17 protein-coding genes are annotated in these 23928 nt (G+C 35.1%); 7 read left to right on the forward strand and 10 right to left on the reverse strand.

Translation table 11 applies throughout. The features are described 5' to 3' along the window. Window positions 1-9: 9 nt before the first annotated feature. The 4 genes from HAV12_RS03750 to HAV12_RS03765 are packed head-to-tail and all read right to left on the reverse strand — an operon-like array spanning window position 10 to window position 3479. Window positions 10-669 carry a vancomycin high temperature exclusion protein gene (locus tag HAV12_RS03750; RefSeq protein WP_171568559.1) on the reverse strand — a complete coding sequence of 220 codons (660 nt, stop codon included), beginning with the start codon at window positions 667-669 and terminating at the stop codon, window positions 10-12. A 14-nt stretch (window positions 670-683) separates the two neighbouring features. Further along, window positions 684-845, reverse strand: a complete 162-nt coding sequence (locus HAV12_RS03755; RefSeq protein WP_154339901.1) for a hypothetical protein — start codon at window positions 843-845, stop codon at window positions 684-686. After that, entirely contained in the window at window positions 838-1419 is a 582-nt protein-coding gene (locus tag HAV12_RS03760) for a zeta toxin family protein (protein WP_171568560.1), read from the reverse strand. Before HAV12_RS03760 ends, HAV12_RS03755 begins: the two co-directional genes overlap by 8 nt. 32 nt (window positions 1420-1451) lie before the next feature. Further along, on the reverse strand, window positions 1452-3479 hold the full coding sequence (locus HAV12_RS03765) for a M3 family metallopeptidase (protein WP_171568561.1): 2028 nt from the start codon (window positions 3477-3479) through the stop codon (window positions 1452-1454). Window positions 3480-3704: 225 nt separating this feature from the next. On the opposite strand from HAV12_RS03765, the gene HAV12_RS03770 reads away from it, so the two are divergent. After that, complete coding sequence (locus HAV12_RS03770; protein WP_132036325.1) at window positions 3705-4373, forward strand: hypothetical protein; 669 nt, start codon at window positions 3705-3707, stop codon at window positions 4371-4373. Between the two features lie 124 nt (window positions 4374-4497). Here the strand turns inward: HAV12_RS03770 and purE are convergent, their stop codons facing one another. The 5 genes from purE to HAV12_RS03795 form a co-directional block, all read right to left on the reverse strand. After that, window positions 4498-4980, reverse strand: a complete 483-nt coding sequence (gene purE / locus HAV12_RS03775; protein WP_132036326.1) for a 5-(carboxyamino)imidazole ribonucleotide mutase — start codon at window positions 4978-4980, stop codon at window positions 4498-4500. Between the two features lie 167 nt (window positions 4981-5147). Further along, window positions 5148-6302: a 5-(carboxyamino)imidazole ribonucleotide synthase gene (locus HAV12_RS03780; RefSeq protein ID WP_171568562.1), complete on the reverse strand. Its 1155-nt coding sequence runs from the start codon at window positions 6300-6302 to the stop codon at window positions 5148-5150. Window positions 6303-6440: 138 nt separating this feature from the next. Then, complete coding sequence (locus HAV12_RS03785; RefSeq protein ID WP_240345229.1) at window positions 6441-6992, reverse strand: hypothetical protein; 552 nt, start codon at window positions 6990-6992, stop codon at window positions 6441-6443. Window positions 6993-7016: 24 nt separating this feature from the next. Continuing rightward, the gene (locus HAV12_RS03790) at window positions 7017-9110 is read right to left on the reverse strand and encodes a TonB-dependent receptor (RefSeq protein ID WP_171568564.1); all 2094 of its coding nucleotides are present in this window, start codon (window positions 9108-9110) and stop codon (window positions 7017-7019) included. A gap of 12 nt (window positions 9111-9122) precedes the next feature. Beyond that, window positions 9123-10397: a sorbosone dehydrogenase family protein gene (locus HAV12_RS03795; protein WP_171568565.1), complete on the reverse strand. Its 1275-nt coding sequence runs from the start codon at window positions 10395-10397 to the stop codon at window positions 9123-9125. Between the two features lie 184 nt (window positions 10398-10581). On the opposite strand from HAV12_RS03795, the gene hpt reads away from it, so the two are divergent. From hpt to HAV12_RS03820, 5 genes are all read left to right on the forward strand, one after another. Then, window positions 10582-11112 carry a hypoxanthine phosphoribosyltransferase gene (gene hpt, locus HAV12_RS03800; RefSeq protein ID WP_171568566.1) on the forward strand — a complete coding sequence of 177 codons (531 nt, stop codon included), beginning with the start codon at window positions 10582-10584 and terminating at the stop codon, window positions 11110-11112. Between the two features lie 80 nt (window positions 11113-11192). After that, window positions 11193-11765: an adenylate kinase gene (locus HAV12_RS03805; protein ID WP_127338540.1), complete on the forward strand. Its 573-nt coding sequence runs from the start codon at window positions 11193-11195 to the stop codon at window positions 11763-11765. A 258-nt stretch (window positions 11766-12023) separates the two neighbouring features. After that, entirely contained in the window at window positions 12024-13247 is a 1224-nt protein-coding gene (locus tag HAV12_RS03810) for a hemolysin family protein (RefSeq protein WP_240345230.1), read from the forward strand. Between the two features lie 107 nt (window positions 13248-13354). Next, a complete protein-coding gene (obgE, locus tag HAV12_RS03815) occupies window positions 13355-14356 on the forward strand; it encodes a GTPase ObgE (RefSeq protein ID WP_132036333.1) in 1002 nt (333 codons plus the stop codon). A 174-nt stretch (window positions 14357-14530) separates the two neighbouring features. Next, a complete protein-coding gene (locus HAV12_RS03820; RefSeq protein WP_171568568.1) occupies window positions 14531-16675 on the forward strand; it encodes a S46 family peptidase in 2145 nt (714 codons plus the stop codon). A 63-nt stretch (window positions 16676-16738) separates the two neighbouring features. Here HAV12_RS03820 and HAV12_RS03825 read toward each other — a convergent pair whose 3' ends face one another. After that, window positions 16739-23074, reverse strand: a complete 6336-nt coding sequence (locus HAV12_RS03825) for an alpha-2-macroglobulin (RefSeq protein ID WP_171568569.1) — start codon at window positions 23072-23074, stop codon at window positions 16739-16741. Window positions 23075-23204: 130 nt separating this feature from the next. Here HAV12_RS03825 and HAV12_RS03830 point away from each other — a divergent pair, with 130 nt between their 5' ends. Next, window positions 23205-23894: a lipopolysaccharide assembly protein LapB gene (locus HAV12_RS03830; RefSeq protein ID WP_171568570.1), complete on the forward strand. Its 690-nt coding sequence runs from the start codon at window positions 23205-23207 to the stop codon at window positions 23892-23894. The last annotated feature ends 34 nt before the right edge of the window (window positions 23895-23928 follow it).

Raw genomic sequence — 23928 nt, forward strand, 5'->3', positions numbered from 1 at the left:
CTGTGTTTTTTATCTTTTATCGTCTTTAGAATAATTAGATTCTGCATTGATATTGATCGGATGTCCTAAAAAATGAGGTTCCCGATTTCTCAGAACATCAAAAAAGGATTTAAAGGTAGAAAGATATTCCCTGAACGTAACGTATTTATAACCTCTGTATTCACCTTTGTTTGCAGAAAATCCAACCGATTTTATATCAAGACTGTTCCCGATATAAATGGCACGGTTTAAATGATATTCCTGAGATATTAATGTTGCCTTTTTGATTTTAAAAATATGCTTTGCCCTGTACATCGTTGAATAGGTATCAAAACCGGCGTAATCAATAAATATCTTTGTTGTATCGACGCCATGATTGAAACAGTAATTTTTCATCACCGTCAATTCATCATATTCCTCGCGGCCATTATCTCCCGAAAGCAAAATTTTATTGATTTTTTTGGTTTTGTATAACAGAATTCCGGCATCAAGTCTGTCCTTTAAATATTTGCTTGGCTGATCTCCGTTAATTCCGGCACCAAAAATAATTCCGACATCATTTCTTGGAAACTTTTTAATCGAATAATAAATGTGTTTTTTAGTTGAAGATTTCACGTAATAGTTTACGGAAACAATTGCAACCAATCCAATAATTGCAAGGTAAAGAATGATTTTAAAATATTTTTTCACTACTATATTTAGTATTAATCTTTAATGTCTACTGCATTTATAGTCTGAATTTTTCCATCAGCATAAACAACAATTTTTCCATTGATTTTCTTTTTGTTCTCAATCATTTTTTTTGAAGAAACCTTAAGGCCTTCAACTATTTTATTTTGTAACTCTTTGATTTTATCTTTAGTCATGTTGTATTTTTTTTATTTCATTAAATAGATCTTCATTAATAATAATTGGTTTCTCATTAATTTCTTTTTCTAAGATAAGAACAGGTGATTTATTAGAATTATCAAAAAGCATCACATTATCACATACATTTAAATAAATATTGAAAAAGTTTTTAATTCCTCTTATATACCTTCTTTCAATAACATCTTCGGGAATATTATGTCCTCCCTCGCTTACTCTGATTATTACTCTCTGTTTTGCAAGTTCGATCGAATTTAACCAAAAGAAAACCAATGTTACAAAATAACCCTGGTTTTGAGCTTTTTTTACAATTGAAATATAACTTTTTGCAGAAAGATTTGTTTCAAATGCAAAGTCAGTTTCTTTTTGTAATAATTCATCAATACGATGAAGCATTATTCTACCAGCTTCAAAACTGACTTTTTCCGGCTGAAAAGGAGATAAACCTTTGGCAATTTCATCAGCATTTACAAACTCTTTACAATCCAGAATTTCAGGCAGGATTGTATATGAAGCAGTTGTTTTTCCCGCTCCATTACAACCAGCAATTATATATAGATTTTTATCTTTCAATAGTTTTGAATATTAACAAAGGTATCAAATAATTACAGCAATCCCGCTCTCTTCAACAAAGCTTCCGGTTTCGGTTCCTGGCCTCTGAAACGTTTGTATAAAATCATCGGATGTTCTGTTCCTCCTTTTGAAAGTACATTTTCCTTGAATTTTGTTGCGACTTCTGTATTGAAAATTCCTTTTTCCTGAAAATATTCAAAAGCATCAGCGTCTAAAACCTCAGCCCATTTGTAACTGTAATATCCAGACGAATAACCGCCCTGAAAAATATGGGAAAAAGCAGTACTCATGGCATTCTCTTTTACATCAGGATACAATTGGGTATTGGCAAATTGCGCCGTTTCGAAAGTTTTAAGATCGGTAATGTTTGTTGGATCTTGTCCATGCCAAGCCATATCCAGTAGTCCAAAACTCAACTGGCGTAAAGTGGCCAATCCCTCCTGAAAACTGGCGCTCTCTTTGATTTTCTGAACATATTCAATCGGAATGATTTCTTCGGTTTCATAGTGATTGGCGAACAAAGCCAACGCTTCCGGCTCGTAACACCAGTTTTCCATAATCTGACTTGGCAATTCTACAAAATCCCAGAAAACCGAAGTTCCGGATAAACTTGGATAGGTTGTGTTGGCCAGCATTCCGTGTAAACCGTGACCGAATTCGTGGAATAAAGTCGTTACTTCATTAAAAGTCAATAAGGATGGCTTGGTTTCTGTTGGTTTGGTGAAATTACAAACGTTCGAAATATGTGGCCTTTCGTTTACCCCGTCTTTTATAGCTTGTGATTTGAATGAAGTCATCCAGGCGCCGTTTCGTTTTCCTTTTCTCGGGAAGAAATCGGCGTAGAAAATCGAAACTAAATTATTTTCAGTATCCCTTACTTCATAAGTGGTTACTTCTTCGTGGTATTTATCAATGTCAAAAACTTCTGTGAAGGTTAAACCGTATAGTTTTTTGGCAACAGTAAAAGCTCCGTTTAAGACTTTTTCTAACTGAAAATAAGGTTTTAGTTTTTCATCATCTAAATTGAAAAGCTGTTGTTTTAATTTCTCGGAATAATAAGCGCCATCCCATTTTTCCAACTGTTCAATTCCATCCAGTTCTTTTGCGAAAGCTGTTAATTCGGCAAACTCTTTTTGAGCTGCAGGCTTTGCTTTTGCCAGTAAATCATTCAGGAAAGTGAACACTTTTTCCGGACTTTCAGCCATTCTTTCTTCCAGAACAAAATGAGCATGTGTTTTATAACCTAATAAATTCGCCCTGTCGAAACGTAATTTGGCAATTTTCAACACATTTTGCTGGTTGTCGAATTCATTATGCTGAAATGCTCTCGCTCCAAAAGCAATCGCCATTTTTTTACGCAGTTCGCGATTATCCGCATACGTCAGAAACGGAACATAACTCGGGTGGTCTAATGTGAAAATCCAGCCTTCTTTGTCTTGGTTTTTAGCCAGTAATCGTGCTGCCTCAATGGTTCCTTCAGGCAAACCTGCTAAATCTTTTTCGTCTGTTAAATGCAATTCGAAAGCATTGGTTTCTGCCAGGATATTTTCTTCAAATTGTAATTTTAATTTAGACAATTCCTTGTCGATTTCGCGTAATTTCTCTTTTTTATCTTCCGGTAAATTAGCCCCGTTTCTGGAAAAGCTTTTGTACTTTTTATCTAAAAGTGTTGTTTGCTCCGGAGTTAGATTCAGTTTTTCTTTTTGGTCGTAAACCGTTTTTATTTTAGCAAATAAAGCGGCATTTAGCGTAATGTCATTTCCAAATTCAGATAATAAAGGTGAAACTTCCTGTGCAATTTTCTGCATTTCGTCATTCGTTTCTGCCGAATTCAAATTGAAGAAAACACTCGAAAGACGGTCCAGAATATCGCCGGAAAAATCCATTGCCACAACCGTGTTTTCAAAAGTTGGCGCTTCGGGATTGTTTACGATGGCATCAATTTCGGCCTTGGCCAAAGCAATTCCTTCCTGAAAAGCAGGGATGTAATCTTCAATTTTAATTTGTGAAAAAGGTGCTGTATTATGTTTGGTGTTGAAATATTGTGTTAAGATGCTCATTATGATGTAATTATTTTATTTGTTGAAGTCGATATTTTTGAATTTCAAAGGTAGCAATTTATAAAAATCCAACGACCTAAACAAGATTGATTCTCGGTATTAAAACAGAATCAAATTGTGTTATAGATATGTTATTTATTGCTGTAGCAGGTTTTAAAAGCTTAAATTGTAAAAATACGATTAGAATTATAAAATGCTGATCAGAAATTATAAAAACAGAAAACGATGAATTATCAAATTGTAATAAAGAATATAGAGACAGTTAATGAAGTAGAAGGATATTGGTCTGATGAAGATCTTGTTCAGTTATTAGAAAAATTCAATTATCCTGATGGGGCAACAGCAGACAAAGCAAGTTTACCGGAATTGCTAGAAATGGCTATATCAGATTACGAACCTAACGAAGCTGCCGAAATAGTCTTAAAATATAAATTTGCTGACCGATTAGGTGATGGCCAAATTGAACAAATATCGCACAACATGTTAATTGATAAGGTATGCGAGGAATATCCCGAAATAGACATGCAGGGAACTTTATTTCATATCAATCAATTACTTTTTAAAGCCTATAACGGAAAATTTCCAAATGCAAAAGCGTCTGTTGTTCATTTTTCAATGACACCAACAGATGGTGAAAAACAAAAGTTGACCGCTGAAAACGTGTTGAAATTATTGAATAACGGTCTGTCTGATAGAAATCTTATCAAAAGATTGTTTGAAAATCAAATCTCTCAAAATATTCCGTTTCCTGAAGCTGAAGCTATTATTTGGGAATTGACCACCGAAGATGATATCAATTACAATTTGGTTACTTCAGAAAACTGGATAAATAAAGAAGATATAACAGAATATGAATTTGTGTCTGTTCTGGAAGAAATTGAAGATGAAGTTTAATTTCAAAAGAGATCCTATTTTAAACAACAAAGGCCTCACGTAATGTGAAGCCTTTGTTGTTTTAGTTTTCGGTCGACGTTTTCAATCATAGTTTACACTGAAAACTGTGATTGAAAACTGAAAACTATTTCAAGCCTTCCGCTGCTTTATTAACTGCAGCTTTCAGTTCTTCCTTGTATGAAATAATGGTATCAAGTACTTTTTTATCATGGCTTCCGATGATTTGTGCCGCTAAAATTCCCGCATTTTTTGCCCCGTTTAAAGCTACAGTGGCAACCGGAACTCCGCCAGGCATCTGCAGAATCGATAAAACCGAATCCCATCCATCAATAGAATTGCTTGACTTCACCGGAACTCCAATAACGGGTAGTGGTGACATTGAAGCAACCATTCCGGGTAAATGTGCAGCACCTCCGGCTCCGGCAATAATTACCGAAATTCCGCGGGTATGTGCATTTTTACTGAAATCGAATAGTTTTTCTGGTGTTCTGTGTGCCGAAACGATATCAACTTCTGTTTCGATATTAAATTGTTTTAATATATCAATGGCATCCTGCATGACTGGCATGTCTGAGATGCTCCCCATTATAATGGCTACTTTGCTCATGTGTTTTTTTGTTGTTTTTTGTTTCAGGTTTCAGGTTTTGACTGTGACTGAAAACTGCGACTGTTATTTTTTGTTTCAGGTTTCAAGTTTCAGGTTTTGACTGTGACTGAAAACTGCGACTGCTTTTTATTTGTTTCAGGTTGTAAACTGCGACTATAAACTGCGACTTACAAACTAATCACCTTAATCGTATTCTTCACATCCTCGGCAATACGTCTCGCTTCCACCATATTTTCATTTACGATGGTCACGTGACCCATTTTACGGAACGGACGGGTTTGTTTTTTACCGTAAATATGTGGCGTAACACCATTCCATCCTAAAATAGTTTCAATATTTTCGTAAACTACATCTCCTGAAAAACCTTCGGCACCCACTAAATTGACCATGACTCCGGCCACTTTGCTGTCTGTATTTCCTAAGGGAAGATCTAAAATGGCACGTAAGTGATTTTCAAATTGTGAAGTATAACTGGCTTCAATTGAATAATGACCTGAATTGTGCGGACGCGGAGCCACTTCGTTTACCAAAATTTCATCGTCGCTGGTTTGAAACATTTCCACTGCCAAAAGACCAACATGATTGAATTTTTCAGAAACATTCAAAGCGATTGCCCGGGCTTTTTCCGCCACTTTTTCGTCAATACGGGCAGGACAAATTACATATTCTACCTGATTGGCTTCCGGGTGGAATTCCATTTCGACCACCGGATAGGTTTTTATTTCCCCGGATGGATTTCTGCAGACGATTACAGCCAGTTCGTTCTTAAACGGAACCATGGTTTCTGCAATGCATTCTACATTGGGCAGATTATCCATGTCAGAAATCTGGCGAATGACTTTTACGCCATTTCCGTCATAACCAAATTCGGTACATTTCCATACAAACGGAATCGTCATTTCGTTGTTCCCAACTGATTTTTGCAATTGCTCCGGATTGTCAAAACGTAAATAGGCAGCTGTCGGGATATTACTTGACGTGTAAAAATCTTTTTGAACGCCTTTGTTTTGAATTCCTTTTAAGGTTTTTGGAGAAGGATACACTTTTACGCCTTCCTTTTCTAATTGCGTTAAAGCTTCCAGATTAACCAATTCAATTTCGAAAGTTAAAACATCAACCTGTTTTCCAAAATTGTAAACGGTTTCATAATCCATCAAATCTCCTTGGAAGAATTTATTACAGGCAATTTTGCTTGGTGCTTCGTCACTCGGATCTAAAATATAAGTCTGGATGTCAAATTTTCGGGTATCAGACAAGAGCATTTTGCCTAATTGTCCGCCACCTAAAATTCCTAATTTAAAATCAGAAGAAAAATAATTCATTGTTGTTGTGTTTTTGCAAAGATACTTTTTAATCTTTTTTTTGCCACGAATTTCATGAATTTCATGAATTTTTTCAACTTCTAATTTTAAGAACAATATAATTTGTGCAATCTGTGTTGAATTTAGAGGGAGTAATACCTATTCTATTTTCTTTAAAACTTCCTTTGCAACCGCTTTATATGCTGCCGAATGATCTGCATAGTCCTTGTTGAGAATAATTTGCAGTTCAGGATGTATCCAGTTATAATAGTTGCCCAAAATATACAAAGTTCTGATCGAATACGCTTTTGTAGCCACTTTTACATCGTTGATCAGCCAGTCGAACGAAGCTTCGATGCATTCCTGTAAATTGGTTTCAGAAAGCAAAATGCTGCTTTCGTTTTTCTTATAATGTGACTTTATTACAAGCTGGACAACTTTTGCAATCGGGCGTATGGCACTTTCGTCTTTTAATATTTTCAAATTAGAACAGAAAAAATCAAGATGAGGCTGCAGCCAATTTAGCTCTTCATACGATACGAATTCTAAAATCCAGCACGCCTTATGATGGTTTTTGCCGGAGGGCGAAAAACAAACAGCAACTAATTCCTCAAAAAAAAACTTGTTTTCTAAAATCTCCTGTGCCACTTTAAGACGATTCTCCCGGTAAGCCGTAACATAGCTGAGTTTTAATTGGAGTTCGGAAGACATTTTATTTGGTTTTGTATACAACATCTAAAATAAGTAATTTAATGAGATTGTTCCATAATAATTTACGGGAAGTCCCGGATAATAATATCTTGGAGTTGCATTTCCGACTGCGACAGCGTTGGGCAAAATTAAGGAAGCGTATTTTTCGTTGGTAAGATTGTTGATTCCGGCAGCAAAATTGGTCCTCAGGGAAGGTAGAATTTCAAATCCGTAACCAGCCTTAATATTGATAAGGTTGTAGGAATCCGAGTAGGCCGTATTGGCATCATTTAGCGGAATTTCATCTACAAACTGATAATCAGCAGAAAAATAAACGCCCGAGCGGGTATTGAAAGTCAATCCGGCATTTACTTTATTCGCTGCAACTCCTGTTAATTTGTTTCCTGAAAAATCATTTCCGTTATCTACGTATTCTTTAAATTCATAATTCCCCAAAGAACCCGAAAAATAGGAATTGATTGTGAAAAACGAATTAATAGGCCAATTGTGTTTTAACGTAATTTCGATACCTTCGTGAACTGTTTTGCCGGCATTTATGCCTACGTACTGATCGTCTCCAACCCGTTTTGCAACCAGCAGATCTTTTATTTCCATTCGGTAAACAGCAAATTCGGTGTACAGTTTTTTATTGAAAAAATAGAATTTCCCACCTGCTTCAAAGTTATAGCCACTCTCCGGTTTGATATCAGTATTGATGGTTCCTTCGCTTGTAAGTGTTTCTTCGGTAGCCGGTAATGAAAATCCGCGGCTTGCCGAGAAATACAAAGTTCTTTCTTTACTTGTTTTAAATAACAAAGACAATTGCGGCGAAAGAATGCAGTCATAACTGTACTTTTGATTCGAATTGAGGGTGTGATTTTCCAATTCAAAGGCGGTTTTATTATAATTTAATCCGGCCTGAATTTCAAATTGCCTGGAAAGTAAAGTCCTTATTTGCGAAAAAATATTGTAAAAATGTCTTTTCTGACCGTTTTCGGTAAGCTGATTTCCCTGTAAACTTCCCTGGCCATTGTTCTGCTGATACAAATTCTGGAAAGTATTGCCTTTATAATGATCTGAAAAATATTCGATCCCGGTTATAAATTGGTTTTCGGTTTCTTTAACTTTAAAACTTCCTGAAAACTGAGTTCTGGCACCGGCTGCAAAAGTATATTGTCGCAAAATATCAAAAGGTCTCGGTTCGTTACTGTCTTTATAATTGATAAAAACCGAAGTTGAATTCTGTATGTTTTCGTTGATTTTAAAATCATAAGCCAGTCCGCCCAAAGTCGATTTGTATTCTTTGTATCCTTTTGAAGCGACCCAGGTTGGAGCGCCGGATCGCGGATTATTTTCAAACATCGTTTTGTTGATCGAACTTGGAATGAAAGATTTGAGATACGTGTAATTGGAAAAATAAATAAGCTTACTGTTTTTTCTTTTAAACAGTTCACCTGCCAAAGTAATGCCTTCCCGATTATAAGCACTGTTTTCTCTCCAGCCATCTGTTTGCAGTTTATGATAACTCAGATTTAAACTGCCTTGTTTTTCATTTAAACTGTAATTCAGCGTGTTTTTTATTAAACCATAGGAACCAAAAACGGTACTTATTCCGGCATTTTGTCCCTGTGCTTTTGAAAGCTGAGGTGAAATTAAAATAGCACCTCCTAATCCTGCGCCGTAAACACTGGAAAGGGGACCTTTGATGATTTCGACCTGACTGATGTTTTCAAGATCAATATCGTCAATCACGGTTTCACTGTTTCCCGAAGTTAGCGGAATACTGCCGTAAAAAGCCCTGATTTTATTCGTGCCATAAGGTGTTCTTGCGCCAATGCCGCGAATCGAAATCCGGGTGGTGGTAAAGTTCGCAGACTGCATAAAAACACCGGGAATTGTATTGATCACAGTGCTGATATCGGTCGCGTTATTTTGCAATAGATCTTTTTTGGATAAAATGCCAATAGAAGCCGGAGCATTTTGTAAGTCAGTATTAATGTAAAGCGGACTGATTACCACTTCTTTGAGTCTTTCTGTCTGAAGAGAATCAATAGTTTTGCTTTCCTTATTTTGTGCCTTGATAGTTTGGAAAAACAGCAACGCAAAAAAATAAAGAAAGCAGTATTTTTTTAGGATCATAAAAAGAAGCGGTTATTTATTGGCAGTTACTTTCCAGATGGTGTTTCCGCTGTCATCGTTTACCAGAAGTGCTCCGTCATTCATAACGGTAACAGCAACCGGACGGCCGTACACTTCAGCTTTTGCTTCGTCTGCAACAAATCCGGTTAGAAAATCTTCAGGTTTTCCGGAAGGTTTCCCATTGGCAAAAGGAACGAAAATAACTTTATAACCCGATATTTTAGCCCTGTTCCAGGAACCGTGCTGACCTATGAAAATTCCGTTTTTGTATTTCTTCGGAAAAGCATCTTTAGTATAAAATGCCAATCCAAGAGAAGCTGTATGAGCACCGACAGGAACATCGGGTACAATTGCTTTTGCTGCTAAATCTTTGCGTTCACCTTTCATTCTGGGATCTAAAATGTTTCCATAGTAAGAATCCGGCCAGCCATAAAAACCGTCTTTTTTAACGCTTGTGGCGTAATCAGGAACCAGTTCGTCTCCTAATTCATCACGCTCATTAACTGCCGTCCAGAGTTCACCATTGGCAGGGTTCCAATCCATTCCAACCGGATTTCTAATTCCGGAGGCATAGATTTTTTCACCGGTTCCGTCAGGATTGATTTCAAGGATAGCAGCGCGGCGCACTTCTTTGTCCATTCCGTTTTCTCCAACGTTGCTTCCTGATCCGACAGAGATATAGATTTTTGTTCCGTCAGGATTTGCAAGCAGATTTCGGGTCCAGTGGTTGTTATATCCGCCGGCAGGAAGTTCGAGAATCTTTGTTCCTTGGGTTTCTAATTTAAGGGGATTGTTTTTATATGGATAACGATAAAGCCCGTCAGTATTCGCGATATAGAAAAAATCTTTCAGGACCAGCATTCCAAAAGGTCGGTTCAGGCCTGAAATAAAAACGTTTCGGGTTTCAAATTTTCCGTCTTTATCGGCATCACGGAAAACGGTAATCTGATTTTTACTGGTTCGGGTGCCGCTTTCCACAATAAAAATATCGTTGTTTGGTGCAATGTATGTCCAACGCGGATTTTCTAACCCATCTGCAAATTTTGATACTGTAAAACCTGCAGGTGCTATTGGTGTCTTTCCTTCGGGCCATTTCAGGACGCGACTGTTATTTGTTTTGGATTCGGTAGCATAGGGCGGAGGAAGTGTAATTTCGCCAATTGCCGTTTTTACAATATTGGCGGGCTGTTTTGCCAACGCTTCTTTTTCTTCTTTTTTGACCTGTCCATGACAGGCTGTGAATAGCAGTAATAATATTCCCGAAGAGATTTGCTTGATTATTTTCATTGTGATTTGGAGTTAAATATTTTAAAAACAACAATTTAGTAAATGTAAAAAATAATAGCAGAACTGAAATGTAAAAATTAACTGATATTTAACATTAAGAAAAAAGTCTTGTTTCAAAATAATTTGATACTAACAGTTTGGTTGTAATTCTGTATCTTTGCGCATTATTTTAAACATGAAAATAATGATACAACTTCACGATAAACAATTTGTTCCGTTTATTTCGGCAAAAGAAATTGATTTTGCTTTAACGAAAATAGTTGCACAAGTAGAAGATGATTTTGGAGATGATACACCAATTTTTATTGGAGTTCTTAATGGCGCGTTTATGGTGGTTGCCGATTTTCTGAAAAAATACAAAAAAACCTGTGAGGTTTCCTTCATCAAAATGGCATCTTATGAAGGTACAGAATCGACTAATTCGGTTAAAGAATTAATCGGAATCAATCAGGATTTGTCCGGTAGATCTGTTGTTATAATTGAAGATATTGTCGATACAGGGAATACAATAGAAGAATTAAAACACATGTTTAAAGCACAAAATGTAAAGCATTTTAAAATTGCTACTTTGTTCTTTAAACCGGAAGCGTATAAAAAAGATATCAAGATCGATTATGTCGGGATCAGAATTCCGAATAAATTTATTGTTGGTTACGGTTTAGACTATGATGGTTTAGGACGGAATTTGACGGAAGTATATAAATTAGCAGAATAAATTTTTAAACAAACACACAACTATATATTCATTTTAAACTTCTTTGAAAATTAAGAAGTCACGCAACACTCACACTTATTATGATTAACATTGTTTTATTTGGAAAGCCGGGAGCAGGAAAAGGAACTCAGGCAGAATTTTTAAAAGAAAAATACAAATTAACACATCTTTCAACCGGTGATATTTTTCGTTTTAATTTGAAAAACGATACAGATTTGGGTAAAAAAGCAAGAGTTTTTATGGATAATGGAGAGTTGGTACCTTGCGAAGTAACAACTGCAATGTTAATTGACGAAGTGAAAAAACACCCTGATACTGCAGGATTTTTATTCGACGGTTACCCAAGAACTTTAGATCAGGCCGAGGCTTTAGATAAATTTCTGCCAACAATTGGTTCAAGTGTTACAGCAACAATAGCCTTAGAAGCTGATGATGAAATTTTGGTTGCCCGTCTGTTAGAAAGAGGAAAAACAAGTGGCAGACCTGATGATCAGGATGAAGAGAAAATTCGTGTAAGATACCAGGAATACAATGAGAAAACAGCACCATTAATTGGATATTATAAAGAACAAAATAAGTTTTATGCCGTAAACGGTATCGGAACTATAGAAGAAATTACAGAGCGATTAACGTCAGTTATAGATAATTTGTAGAAGCTTTTTCCAGCTGTCGTTTCATCCCGGAAGTCGGGATAAAAGAAAACTATTTTTCCATACCATAAAACAAGCTTCTTCGGATTACTGTTTTCTGGGAGGAAAAATTAGTTTTTTTTGTTCATGGCTCTTCAGGACACAATGCTATAATACATTTAGGTTGCAAATTACATTTAACGAACTATTCAATAACGAATCAATTACAAATTGGAAATACTAATAATATTTTTTCTAATACTATTAAACGGAGTTTTCTCCATGTCTGAAATTGCACTGATCTCAGCCAGGAAAAACAGACTGGAAACAGCCGCTAAAAAAGGAAATAAAAGTGCCAGGATAGCGCTGGATTTAGCTAATTCCCCGAACAAGTTTTTATCGACTGTTCAAATCGGAATTACCTTAATCGGAATTTTGACGGGTATCTATTCAGGAGATAAAATCACAATGGATGTAGAGATATTTGTGAGTGGATTTGAAGTTTTAAAACCTTATGCACATTCAGTAGCTGTGGGGATTGTAGTCGTGGTTTTGACATTTTTCTCTTTGGTTTTAGGAGAATTATTGCCCAAACGAATCGGGTTGAATTACCCTGAGGCGATTGCGAAAATGGTAGCAATGCCCATGAAGATCGTTTCTATTATTACAGCTCCTTTCATCTGGTTGCTTACATCATCTACAGATTTTTTACTGAATGTGATGAGAATAAAACCAACCGCAGACGGGAAAGTGACGGAAGAAGAAATTAAAGCGATTATAAAAGAAGGAACAGAAGGCGGGGAAGTTCAGGAAATTGAACAGGATATCGTGGAGCGTGTCTTTCATATTGGAGACAGGAAAGTAAATTCATTGATGACACACCGTAAATCGGTAGATATGCTGCCATTGAATGCTGATAAATCCAAAATAAAAGAACTGGTTTTACAGGATTTGCACACCGTTTATCCGGTGTATAGCGATAATTACGATGATATCGTCGGAATTGTGACACTTAAAAATATATTTGCCAATATCGAAAGCGACCATTTTGACTTGTCGGCAATTATGATAGATGCCCCGTATTTAATGGAGCAGACCACCGCTTATAAAGCGTTGGAAAATTTCAAAAAAACCGGTATTCATTATGCTTTAGTTTCAGATGAATATGGTGTTTTTCAGGGAATAATTACCTTAAATGATATATTGGAAGCCTTAGTAGGTGATGCTTCCGATTTTTATAAAGATGAATTTCAGCTTATCGAAAGAGAAGATGGTTCATGGCTGGTTGACGGACATTATTCATTACACGATTTCTTAACTTATTTTGAGTTGGATGAATTGACAAATGATTACGAAGTCAATACCGTAAGCGGAATGATTATGACCGAACTTTCTCATATTCCGAAAGAAGGGGAGAAATTAATCTGGCAAAAATTTGTGCTTGAAGTCCTGGATATGGATGGCGTAAAGATTGATAAGGTGCTGGTGAAAGCACTAAAAGAGTAGAGAGAATTTGTTTCAGGTTTATAATGTTTCAGGTTTCAGGTTAAGTGCGTGGCGCCAACTTGAAACCTGAAACTTTAAACTTTAAACTATACATAAACAAAAAGAAAATGACAGAAGGAAATTTTGTAGATTATGTTAAGATATACGTTTCTTCCGGAAAGGGAGGAAAAGGATCTACACATTTACATAGAGAGAAATTTATTGAAAAAGGAGGCCCGGACGGTGGTGATGGTGGCCGTGGAGGGCATGTATATTTAGTGGGTAATAAAGGACTTTGGACATTGTTCCACTTAAAGTTTGCGCGTCACATTAAAGCGGGTCACGGTGGAGATGGTGGAGGAGACCGTAGTACCGGTGCTGACGGAGATGATAAATTTATCGAAGTGCCTTTAGGAACTGTCGTTAAAGACAAAGAAACCGGAGAAACTTTATTCGAAATTACCGAAGACGGAGAAAAAAGAATCCTTTCTAAAGGAGGTAAAGGAGGGTTAGGAAACTGGCACTTTAGAAGTTCTACCAATCAGACACCAAGATATGCACAACCAGGTTTGCCGGGAGCAGAAATGGATGTTATCCTGGAACTTAAAGTTTTGGCAGATGTAGGTTTAGTAGGTTTTCCTAATGCAGGGAAATCAACTTTATTGTCTGTTTTGACTTCTGCAAAACCAAAAATTGCCGATTATCCGTTTACAACCTTAAAACCAAACTTAGGAATTGTTGCTTACAGAGATTTTCAATCGTTTGTAATTGCCGATATTCCTGGAATTATAGAAGGTGCCGCTGAAGGAAAAGGTCTTGGACATTATTTCTTACGTCACATTGAGCGTAATTCGACTTTATTATTCTTAGTACCTGTTGATACTCCCGATATTAAAGGAGAATATGATATTTTGGTAAACGAATTGACAAAATACAATCCTGAAATGTTGGATAAAGAACGTCTTTTGGTTATTTCAAAATGTGATATGCTGGACGATGAACTGAAAGCAGAACTGAAAGTAGAATTAGACATAGCCTTTAAAGATACTCCGTATATGTTTATTTCATCTGTGGCCCAACAAGGTTTGACAGATCTAAAAGACAAGCTTTGGAAAATGCTGAACGACTAAAATCAATATAATTTTTTAAAAAGGTGTCCTGTTAACGGGGCACCTTTTTTGTTTCCGGGAATATTATATTCGTAAAAAACTACTAATAAAAAGGGGAGATCTGTAATTTTAAGAACTTACAGGATTACACAATTGCGAAAATGAGTTATATTCGCATTACTTAAACAAAATAACATGAAAAAAATAATTTTATTCTTAACCATGTGCCTGACGGCTTTTCCTGTAAGAGCTGATGAAGGAATGTGGTTTCTGATGTTTATCGAAAGACTGAACCATAGGGATATGGAAAAAATGGGCTTGCAATTAACAGCCGAAGAGATTTACAGTATTAATCATCACAGTCTTAAAGATGCTGTTGTACAATTTAACGGAGGCTGTACAGCGGAGATTGTCTCTAAAGACGGTTTGGTTTTAACCAATCACCATTGTGGTTACAACGCCATTGCAGAACTTTCGACAGCGGAGCAGAACTACCTGAAAGATGGTTTCTGGGCAAAAGAAAGAAGCGCAGAGATGAAACCAAAATCTTTGTACGTTCGTTTCTTCGTGCGTATGGACGATGTTTCGAAAAGAATTTTATCAAAGGTAAATGATACAATGACAGAAACAGAGAGAAACAAAATCATTCAGCAGGAAATCGCTTTGATTGAAAAGGAAAACAACGAAGGTGGAAAATATACAGTTTCAGTTCGTCCTTTCTTCCAGGGAAATGAATATTATTATTTCGTTTATCAGGATTATACAGATGTACGTTTAGTAGGTACACCTCCGGAAAGTGTTGGTAAATTTGGTGGTGATACAGACAACTGGGAATGGCCGCGTCAAACTGGAGATTTCTCTATGTTCAGAGTGTATGCGGATAAAGCCGGTAATCCTGCCACTTATTCTAAAGAAAATGTGCCTTTACAGCCGAAACATTATCTGCCAATAAGCATTAAAGGAGTTAAAGAAAATGACTTCGCGATGATTTTAGGGTATCCGGGAAGAACAAACCGATGGATGCCAGCGGGCGGAATTGATCAAAACGTAAAATTTGCTTATCCTGCATGGGTTGAAGGTGCTAAAACCGGAATGGACCAAATGAAAAAGTATATGGATAAAGATGCCACTGTTCGTTTACAGTATGCTTCAAAATATGCTTCAACAGCGAATTACTGGAAAAACCGTCAGGGAATGATTGATGCTCTGACGAAAGCAGGAACAGCCGCTACCAAAGCGGAACAAGAAGATAAATTCTATGAGTGGGCCACTAAGCCGGCTAATAAGGATAAATATGAAAATGTAATTCCGACCATTAATGAGTATTACAGATCAACAAATGTAAAAGCGACTCACGATAATTACTTAATGCAGCTTTTGCGTACTTCAGCGTATGCAAGCGGAACGGCAAATTTAGGAAATGCCCTGATTGCTTATTATAATGAAAATGATGCTAAAAAGGCCGAAATGCTGCCTAAGATTACAACAATGATCGATAATATGTATGGTGAATTTTATGCACCACTTGAAAAAGACATATTAACAGCACAATTAAATTTATACGCTGCTAAAGGAGCTGAATATGGTTTAGCTACGCAAATAGCTAAAATGAAATCTCTTAATAATGGTGATTTTACGGCAGACGTTGCAAAAGCAACTGAAACAAGTTATTTTACTTCTAAAGAAAAAGTACTGGCATTTATGGCAGATCCGAAACCATTGGCCATTGTACACGATCCTTTGTTTATCATCTCTAATGATTTGTTGACAAAATACCGTTTTAAATCTGATGATCAAATGAAATCTGATGATTTTTTTGCAATCGCTTACCGTGAATTAGTGGAGGGTTTAAGAGAATCAAAACTGAATGCAATTCAGTATCCGGATGCCAATTCAACTTTGAGACTAACGTACGGAAAAGTTCGTGCTTTGCCGGAAGACAAACGCAACGATGCAAAAATCAATAATTATACGACCATGGAAAGTATGGTGAAAAAGTATAAAGCAGGAGATCAGGAATTTGATTTGCCGGCAAGATTGTTGGAATTAAACAAAGCAAAAGACTTTGGTCAGTATGCGGATAAAGCCGGATACATGCCTGTAAATTTTCTTACTGATAATGATATCACCGGAGGAAACTCTGGTTCACCGGTTCTTAACGGAAAAGGGGAATTAATTGGAATTGCATTTGATGGAAATATTGAAGCTATGGCAGGTGATGTTATTTTTGATCCTAAATTGCAAAGAACAATTAACGTAGACATTCGTTATGTACTTTGGATTATTGACAAATACGCAGGAGCCAAAAACATTATTGACGAAATGACGATTATTAAATAATCGGATTGATTTTTAAAATTAAACCCGACAGGTTTTTAAAATCTGTCGGGTTTGTCATTTTAATTATTGAACTTTTACCCGAATTCCCTTCGTATGACTTGCAAATTCAGGAGCATACATACTTTCGATAGTGGTAATTCCATTAGAAAACTCACCGCTGTTATTGACACGAATGTCATATTCTATGACATAAGTTCCTTTGTTTATTTTGTCAAAGAACATATGTGTTGCAGCATCTTTAGTGCTCAGATAATATCCTAGCCTATCTTTGTATTGGTATTCCGATAGTACATTTACAGGTTCAAAACAAGAAGCTCTCATATCTTTTAGGTGTACAAATTCCATATCTTCTTTTGAAGTAATTATCAATCTTACAGTAACTAAATCTCCGGTTTTTAACGGGTTTTTGCTTGTGATTTTTTCTAATTGATTGCCTTTAAGGGAATTTTTCTTTAGATATAATTCTTTCGAAACAGATAATACAGCTCCGGAATTGTTTTTAATTTTATCCAAATCTTCAAAATACTGCCAGTAAACACCGCCAAAACCCGGAACTTTAGATTTGTTTTCAATTTTAATAGAAGCCATTTCTTTTTTGACTTCCTCTTTTTTCCAATTGAGTTTGATGTAACCCGTTTCAGCTTCTTTTTCGTTTTCTGCTAATTTTTTGGTTAGGATTTTTTCGTCTCCAATTTTAATAACCGTATTGTCTTTTACAGAAAGCCAGTCCGTTCCCTGCATCAGTAAAGCATAAATCGCTTCGGTAGTTGCTTTTGTGGTTGGCCAGTTTTTGGTCTGTTTGTTTTTTAGTAACCAGACTTTCATTGCATCAACAGATTTGGTGTCGTTATTTACTTCGGCGAAAGCTTCAATCAATAAGGCCTGAGTTTCTATGGGTGCCTGATACCAATACCAGCCCGATTTATTGGCAATCCAGTACATTCCCCAGTCTTCATTGTTAGATGCTGTTTCTTTTAGGCTTTCAATGATTTTTTTAGCAGATTCACTTTCTCCAAAACGATTTAAAGTTAAAGCGGCTAATCCCTTTTCGTACAGGGAATAGTTTAACCAGTCTTTTTTAGCCGTATCAAGATACAGTTTAGTTGCTCTTTTTAAAGTATCGGAAAGTGGATATTTATCCAGATAAAAACTTCTGGTATATAAGTAATGCAAATCAGAATAAGGATTAATCAAAATCAGTTTGCTTGTTCCTTTTACATTTTTAGTGTGGACTTTATAATAATCTAAAAATTTATTGTCGAGGAAAGAAATTCCCTTTTTTGCAATTTCATCAATTTTAGAAAGATTATCAGCAGTTTTATCCAGCTTAGATAAATGTCCTAATCCGGCTAAAATATGTCTCGTAATATATTCATTTTCATCATTCCCGTCAAACCACGAAAAGCCTCCGGACGCTTTCTGTTTTTGTTTTAGTTTTTGAAAAGTAGTTTCCTGTGAAGTTTTCATTTTCTCCAAATCGAATAAAAGGGCTACTTTTTTCTTCTTATCGTCTTCACTTTGGGCGTCATTCAGCCACGGTGTTTCAGCAAGAATGATTGATTTTAGTTCTTCATTTTCTTCTAGTTTCGAAGTCAGTTTTCCCTCTTTTCTCCAATTTTCAAAAACAGTTGCGATTTTAGGATTACTTGAAATAATCTCCGACGCCAGGGCATTCGCATAGAATCTGGCAAAAGTCTGCTCGGCACATTCGTGCTCGTACTCCATTAGATAAGGCAAAGACTGAATCGCAATCCACGAAGGGTTTGAAGTGTATTCTAATGTAAACTGTTGATTTTTTAAGGTTGTTGAATTGTTGTTTTTAAGATTCTCAAAAGTGTATTCTTTTTTAGAATTCTCACGAACCCAAATCGGAATACTTTCGGTAACCAGCATATTATTGGTCAAAACCGGGAGAATGTTCTCTTCTCCGTCAGAGAAATTACCTGATTTTGCCAAAATTTTATATTGGACACCTTGTAAGCCATCTGGAATCGAAATTGTCCAGCTTGCCGTTGTATTTCCGAAAGCGGCAACGGTAAAGTTTTTAACATTATTTACATTGAGCATTTTCGCGTCAATGGGCTGCATGGTTATGGCATCAAAAAACTGTAAAATGGCAATTCCGGTTTTGGCTTTATCTGTAATATTCGAGATTTTAGCAGAAATTACAATCGTATCTTTCTCTCTGAAGAAACGCGGGAAATTTGGCAAAACCATCAATTCTTTCTGGGTAACCACACTTTTTTCCAAATAACCTGAAACAGCATCTTTGTTATGCGCTAATAATCGAAGTTTCCAGGCTGTTAAAGCTTCGGGTGAAGTGAAATTAAAACTAACATTTCCTTTATTGTCTGTTTTTAAATTCGGTAAAAAGAAAGCGGTTTCAGATAGATTTTTTCGGGCTTTTATCTGAGTCAGGGCTTCGAGGGCTTTTTTGGTCGTAATAATTATAACTCCGTTGGCACCTTTGCTTCCGTAAAGGGCTGTCGCTTTATCCTGGCTTAGAATATCCATAGAAAGAATTTCATTTAGATCTAGGTTAGTAGCGATATTCTCAGTGGAAATTTCTCCATCAATTATATATAAGGTCGATTGGTTTATAACTAGAGATGTCAAGCCTGTTATTATTTTTTTTCCAGGAATAAACTTGATTTTATTGGTTTGGAAAAATGCAGGTTTTATAAATTTTACCTGATCTACCTTAGGAGGAGGTGGTGGTGAGTCAGAAAGGATAATAGCAGCTGCGGCTCCAACGGGTTCGTCAACAGTTAAAACGGCGTCAGCATCACCTTTAATAGTTTCACTGCCTGCCTTTTTATCTTTAAGCTCCACTATAGTCATGTCAAGTGAATCGCCATATCGACTACTATTAATATCAAATCCAAACCATTTTAATCTTGTTTCTTCATTACGAAAATCTATAAGAGGCAAAACGGTGTTTAAATTTTGCAATGTAGCGTAAGTAACATCAAAACCTAATCTTTCTCTGAAATTAGTTCCGTTGTAATTATATTGGTTAAATTTTAAGGTTTCCCATTCCTTCTCAGAAAACTGATCTAAGGAGCTGTCATACATTGAGGCTAAAACTTCAGCTTCGGCTTGTGTATTGAATGCACTTAATTTGAACGACCAGTTTTCACTGCTTCCGGGTTGTATTTTATTCCTAAAACTTTCAGCTGTCCACTCTAACTTTGTTTCTTCATCTTTAAGACTTACAGTGATTTCCTGAGTAAAAGTGTCATTCTCAAAAACACTTTCAAAACCTAATTTAATACTTTTTTCAAACTCATATTTTAACGGAATTCTGATAGTAGTTTCATTCTTTTGTAAATGGAAAGTATCTTCAAAATATATTTTACTGTCGTAATTTCCATTCGCTGTAATATAAAGTTCAGGAATAACAGAGGATAATTTTACAAGTACATAACCATCTTTTTTAGGATTTTCATTGATTTGTTGTACCGTAAATAATTTGCTCGGATCGAATTTATCCTTGCTTTGAATGAGTTTAAAGTTTGAAATAGATTCAATAGGGTTACTAAAACTGTCTTTGGCAGAAAAAACAATTTTATAGGTGCCGGATTTATAATTGGATATAAAATCCAATACTATTTTTTTGTCTTTTTGAGTGTCTGTTTTTTTAGAGTATAATAGGATTTCATTTGTTGTATCTTTAGTTTCGCTTTCAGATATTTCATAATGAAATAATTTTTCAAAATCTGCCGGCGCGATAGTTTGAATCTCTGGTTTTTCCCAAATACGGTTTTTAAATTTATTCGATAAAGGTTTTACAAAATAGAGTTTGATTTCGCCTTTGGCAGCTAAAAATTCTCCATTTAAATTTGTACTTGATAAGTTGATTTCGTTCTTGTCTTTGGTTTCAATTTCAATTGGTAAACTGGCATTGATAATCAAATCATGAAAACCTACTTTTATAGTAGTTTCTGCAGAATGTGTTTCGCCATTAATGTCTGTAATCGTTGCAAATATTTTATAATTGAAGATTGGTAGTTGTTCTTTTTTACTGTTTTTTGATGGCAATGTCGTAAAGTCGATACTAAATTTTCCTGAAGCATCTGTTTTAGTTTCGCCAAAGGTTAAAACTTCGTTTTCTTCATTTCCGTAATAATTTCGAAAGTAGCTTGTATATTGTGTAACTGTGTACGTTACTTTTGCGTCTGAAATGTTGCTCCCAGCAAATGCTTTGGCATTTCCTTTTACTTTAATGGACTGATTAACTTGAAAACTTTCTTTTTTAGGATCAAATATTACTTCAAATTTTGGACGTTTATATTCTTCAACATTGAAAGAAATTCGGGAATTTTCGAAATTTGCATTTTCCCAAAATAGAGATTGGACGTGATTTTTCAAATAAGCATCATTTTTCTTATAATCTTCCGGCCTGGATGCAGTAAGGCCATATTGTCCCGTTAGACCATTTTTTGGTAAAGTAAACTCACCGGAAAACGAACCAAATTCATTCGTGGTTACTTCCAGTTCCTTAATTAGTTGATAATTCGCGTCGTTTGCAGTAATTTTAAATGTAGTGTTGGCAATAATGCTTGTTTTGCTTTTAGTTTTTTGAATTGCAATTCCTTTATAATAAACAGTTTGTCCAGGTCGGTAAATAGCACGATCTAGGTAAAATTCAACTTTAGCGTTTATTTTGTCGTTTTCAGATTTTTTGTATTCATCACTATAGCGGATGTAATCTTTATCAATTAGAATACTATCATTTTCTGCTGAAATTTTGATAGTTTCATAATTATTATAGTTATTGTTGACTTTCTTATAAGAAGCTAATCCTTTTGAATTAGTTTTAAGCGTAAAGCTTGCTGATTTTATCGTTGCATTTTCTATTGGTTTTCCTGTTTTTCGATCTAAAACCTGATAGTTTTCCGTATCATTTTTTTGGTTAGCAAGGACAGTGATATTCGAAACAGTAAGGGTTTCAAAATCATATGCTTTTCCGTCTTTTGAATTGGAATCACTTTCAAAATAAACCAAATAATTTCCTGTTTCTAAATGTGGTAAAAGAACTTCTGTGCTGTACTCAAAGTAATCTTCCTTATTTTGGAGCTCATATTTTTTATAGGCAATTTTAGTTTGTTTCTTAGTAATTACAGGAGCTAAGCTATCTAATAATTCACGGTCTTTATTGAATTGCTGTATTTTCTTTTGGGGAATTTTGAAGAACGAAATGGTTAAATAGTTTACATTTTTGTATTCAATCAGAGCTCGTGTATTTTCATTATTGTACGTATATTTTTGAAGCTTGATGGACAATGTTTTCGAAAGAATTTCTTGTTTTTGAGCTAAAGCGGATTTCGCGGTATTTGACTGGTTATTAATTTTTATAATTTCATCAAATAGGGCAACTGCCTGAATATTGTTCTTTGAATAGGTTTCTTTTGTCGCTTGTTTTAAAAGAATGCGCGCTATTTCTAATTTTATTTTCTGAGATAAAATTTCATCTTTAGATTTATTTTGAAGTTCACTTAAATACTTCATAAAGTCATCGTCTGACTGTAATAGGTAAGCATTGCAAAATTGTGCCCGCTCAAACTGATTTTCTAAAGTAGGATGATTAACTTCCTGTTTTTGATACAAAGACAGCACTTTTTTTACATTTTCATCTTTTATAAAATCTAAATTTAGTTTTATAAAAGCAGAAGAATCTGCTAATAGTTGCTCTTTATGAATTAGGAAAACGCTTTTTTCAATTTGCCATTCGCTGATCTTCTCAGTAAAAAAAGTGATGTTTTCTTGTAGTAAATAATCATATAGACTTTCACTTTTCAGTTTTTCTAAAGTTAAAAATTCAAATATGGACTGATAATTTGTTAAGGGAGTAGCTTTTAAAATATTTTCGTTTTCTAATGTTTTTGCGAAAAGAGCTATTACCTCATTTTCAGGTGTAAAATCAATCTTAAAATCGTTTGTTCTGGAAATTCCATCTATTTGAGAAGTGTTTATAGTTGCAACAGCTGAATCTATTAATGCTGTAGCTTCATCAACTACTGCTGCTGCACTATCTACAACAGCATATGGTTCATAATCGTCAGAATAATTTTGTAAACATTTTGCATATATTAAATTCAAAATTGCTTTTGAAGGAATAGAGACACGGTCAATATTTGTTTTGAGATTATTTAAAATTTTCTTTTTTGCATTTTCATCAACAACTTGTAAATATTTAGATTGATAAAAAAAGCATTTTATCATTTGCACTTCGTCCTTATCTGAGATTGCTTTTTTGTATATTTTTTCAACAATCTTATTTGCTGATTTTATTTTTCCTTCGTTTTCAAAGGCTGTGACTTTATTCCATTTTTTATCAGTTTTTTGTGCAAATAGTGCTGTAGAAAGCAATAAGAATACAAATAATAAGTTTTTCATAAAGTAGTTTTTATATATAGAGTCTTGTTTTTTGATAAAGGTTGGGACGATCTTAAAATAATTTTCGTACAAATTACTAATTTATATCTAAAAGCAAATTATCCATTTTATATTTCCCTATTTTTGAGATATGAAACAACTACTATTTATCTTATTATTTACGCCATTATTAATATGGTCACAATCTAATTTTGAAAAAGCGGAGAAGTTGTTTCATGTCAAAAAATATGATGAAGCACAATTGCTTTTTGAAGCAATTTTGAAAACAAGACCCTCCGATATAAAAACGATTGAATATTTGGGGGAGATTGCAGCCTATCATAAGTCATGGATAAAAGCGGGAGAATATTATAAAAAACTGAAAGAGCTTAAGCCAACAGAAGCAGAGTATTTTTATAAATACGGAGGGGCTTTGGCTATGAGGGCAATGGAGGTTAATAAATTAAAGGCTTTGGGAATGGTAGAGGATATGAAAGGAGCGTTTGAAAAAGCGATTGTTTTAAATCCTAAGCATATTCCGGCCAGATGGGCACTCATAGAGTTGTATTTGCAATTGCCCGGAATTCTGGGCGGAAGCGAGTCTAAAGCACTTTCATATTCTAATGAACTGGCAGCTTTGTCATTGGTTGATGGTTATATGTCAAAAGGCAGAATCGATGAATATTTTAAAAGATATGCATCGGCCGAAAAATATTATATCAAAGCAAATGAAATTGGCAAATCAAAAACGACATTTCAAAAATTATATAATTTATATTTGAACAAATTAAAAGATCCTAAAAAAGCCAGGGAATTGAAGCAAAAGTTTGAGTCCTCATAATTAAATCTCAACCACTACATTTCAGGTAATAATT

The sequence above is a fragment of the Flavobacterium sp. CLA17 genome (assembly GCF_013112255.2).
Taxonomy (GTDB): Bacteria; Bacteroidota; Bacteroidia; order Flavobacteriales; family Flavobacteriaceae; genus Flavobacterium; species Flavobacterium circumlabens.

Excerpts from the sequence above, each read along its gene's own strand:
- HAV12_RS03755 (WP_154339901.1), bottom strand. The coding sequence starts at position 845 with ATGACTAAAGATAAAATCAAAGAGTTACAAAATAAAATAGTTGAAGGC.
- HAV12_RS03765 (WP_171568561.1), bottom strand. The coding sequence starts at position 3,479 with ATGAGCATCTTAACACAATATTTCAACACCAAACATAATACAGCACCT.
- HAV12_RS03770 (WP_132036325.1), top strand. The coding sequence starts at position 3,705 with ATGAATTATCAAATTGTAATAAAGAATATAGAGACAGTTAATGAAGTA.
- purE (WP_132036326.1), bottom strand. The coding sequence starts at position 4,980 with ATGAGCAAAGTAGCCATTATAATGGGGAGCATCTCAGACATGCCAGTC.
- HAV12_RS03780 (WP_171568562.1), bottom strand. The coding sequence starts at position 6,302 with ATGAATTATTTTTCTTCTGATTTTAAATTAGGAATTTTAGGTGGCGGA.
- HAV12_RS03785 (WP_240345229.1), bottom strand. The coding sequence starts at position 6,992 with ATGTCTTCCGAACTCCAATTAAAACTCAGCTATGTTACGGCTTACCGG.
- HAV12_RS03790 (WP_171568564.1), bottom strand. The coding sequence starts at position 9,110 with ATGATCCTAAAAAAATACTGCTTTCTTTATTTTTTTGCGTTGCTGTTT.
- HAV12_RS03795 (WP_171568565.1), bottom strand. The coding sequence starts at position 10,397 with ATGAAAATAATCAAGCAAATCTCTTCGGGAATATTATTACTGCTATTC.
- hpt (WP_171568566.1), top strand. The coding sequence starts at position 10,582 with ATGATACAACTTCACGATAAACAATTTGTTCCGTTTATTTCGGCAAAA.
- HAV12_RS03805 (WP_127338540.1), top strand. The coding sequence starts at position 11,193 with ATGATTAACATTGTTTTATTTGGAAAGCCGGGAGCAGGAAAAGGAACT.
- HAV12_RS03810 (WP_240345230.1), top strand. The coding sequence starts at position 12,024 with ATGTCTGAAATTGCACTGATCTCAGCCAGGAAAAACAGACTGGAAACA.
- obgE (WP_132036333.1), top strand. The coding sequence starts at position 13,355 with ATGACAGAAGGAAATTTTGTAGATTATGTTAAGATATACGTTTCTTCC.
- HAV12_RS03820 (WP_171568568.1), top strand. The coding sequence starts at position 14,531 with ATGAAAAAAATAATTTTATTCTTAACCATGTGCCTGACGGCTTTTCCT.
- HAV12_RS03825 (WP_171568569.1), bottom strand. The coding sequence starts at position 23,074 with ATGAAAAACTTATTATTTGTATTCTTATTGCTTTCTACAGCACTATTT.
- HAV12_RS03830 (WP_171568570.1), top strand. The coding sequence starts at position 23,205 with ATGAAACAACTACTATTTATCTTATTATTTACGCCATTATTAATATGG.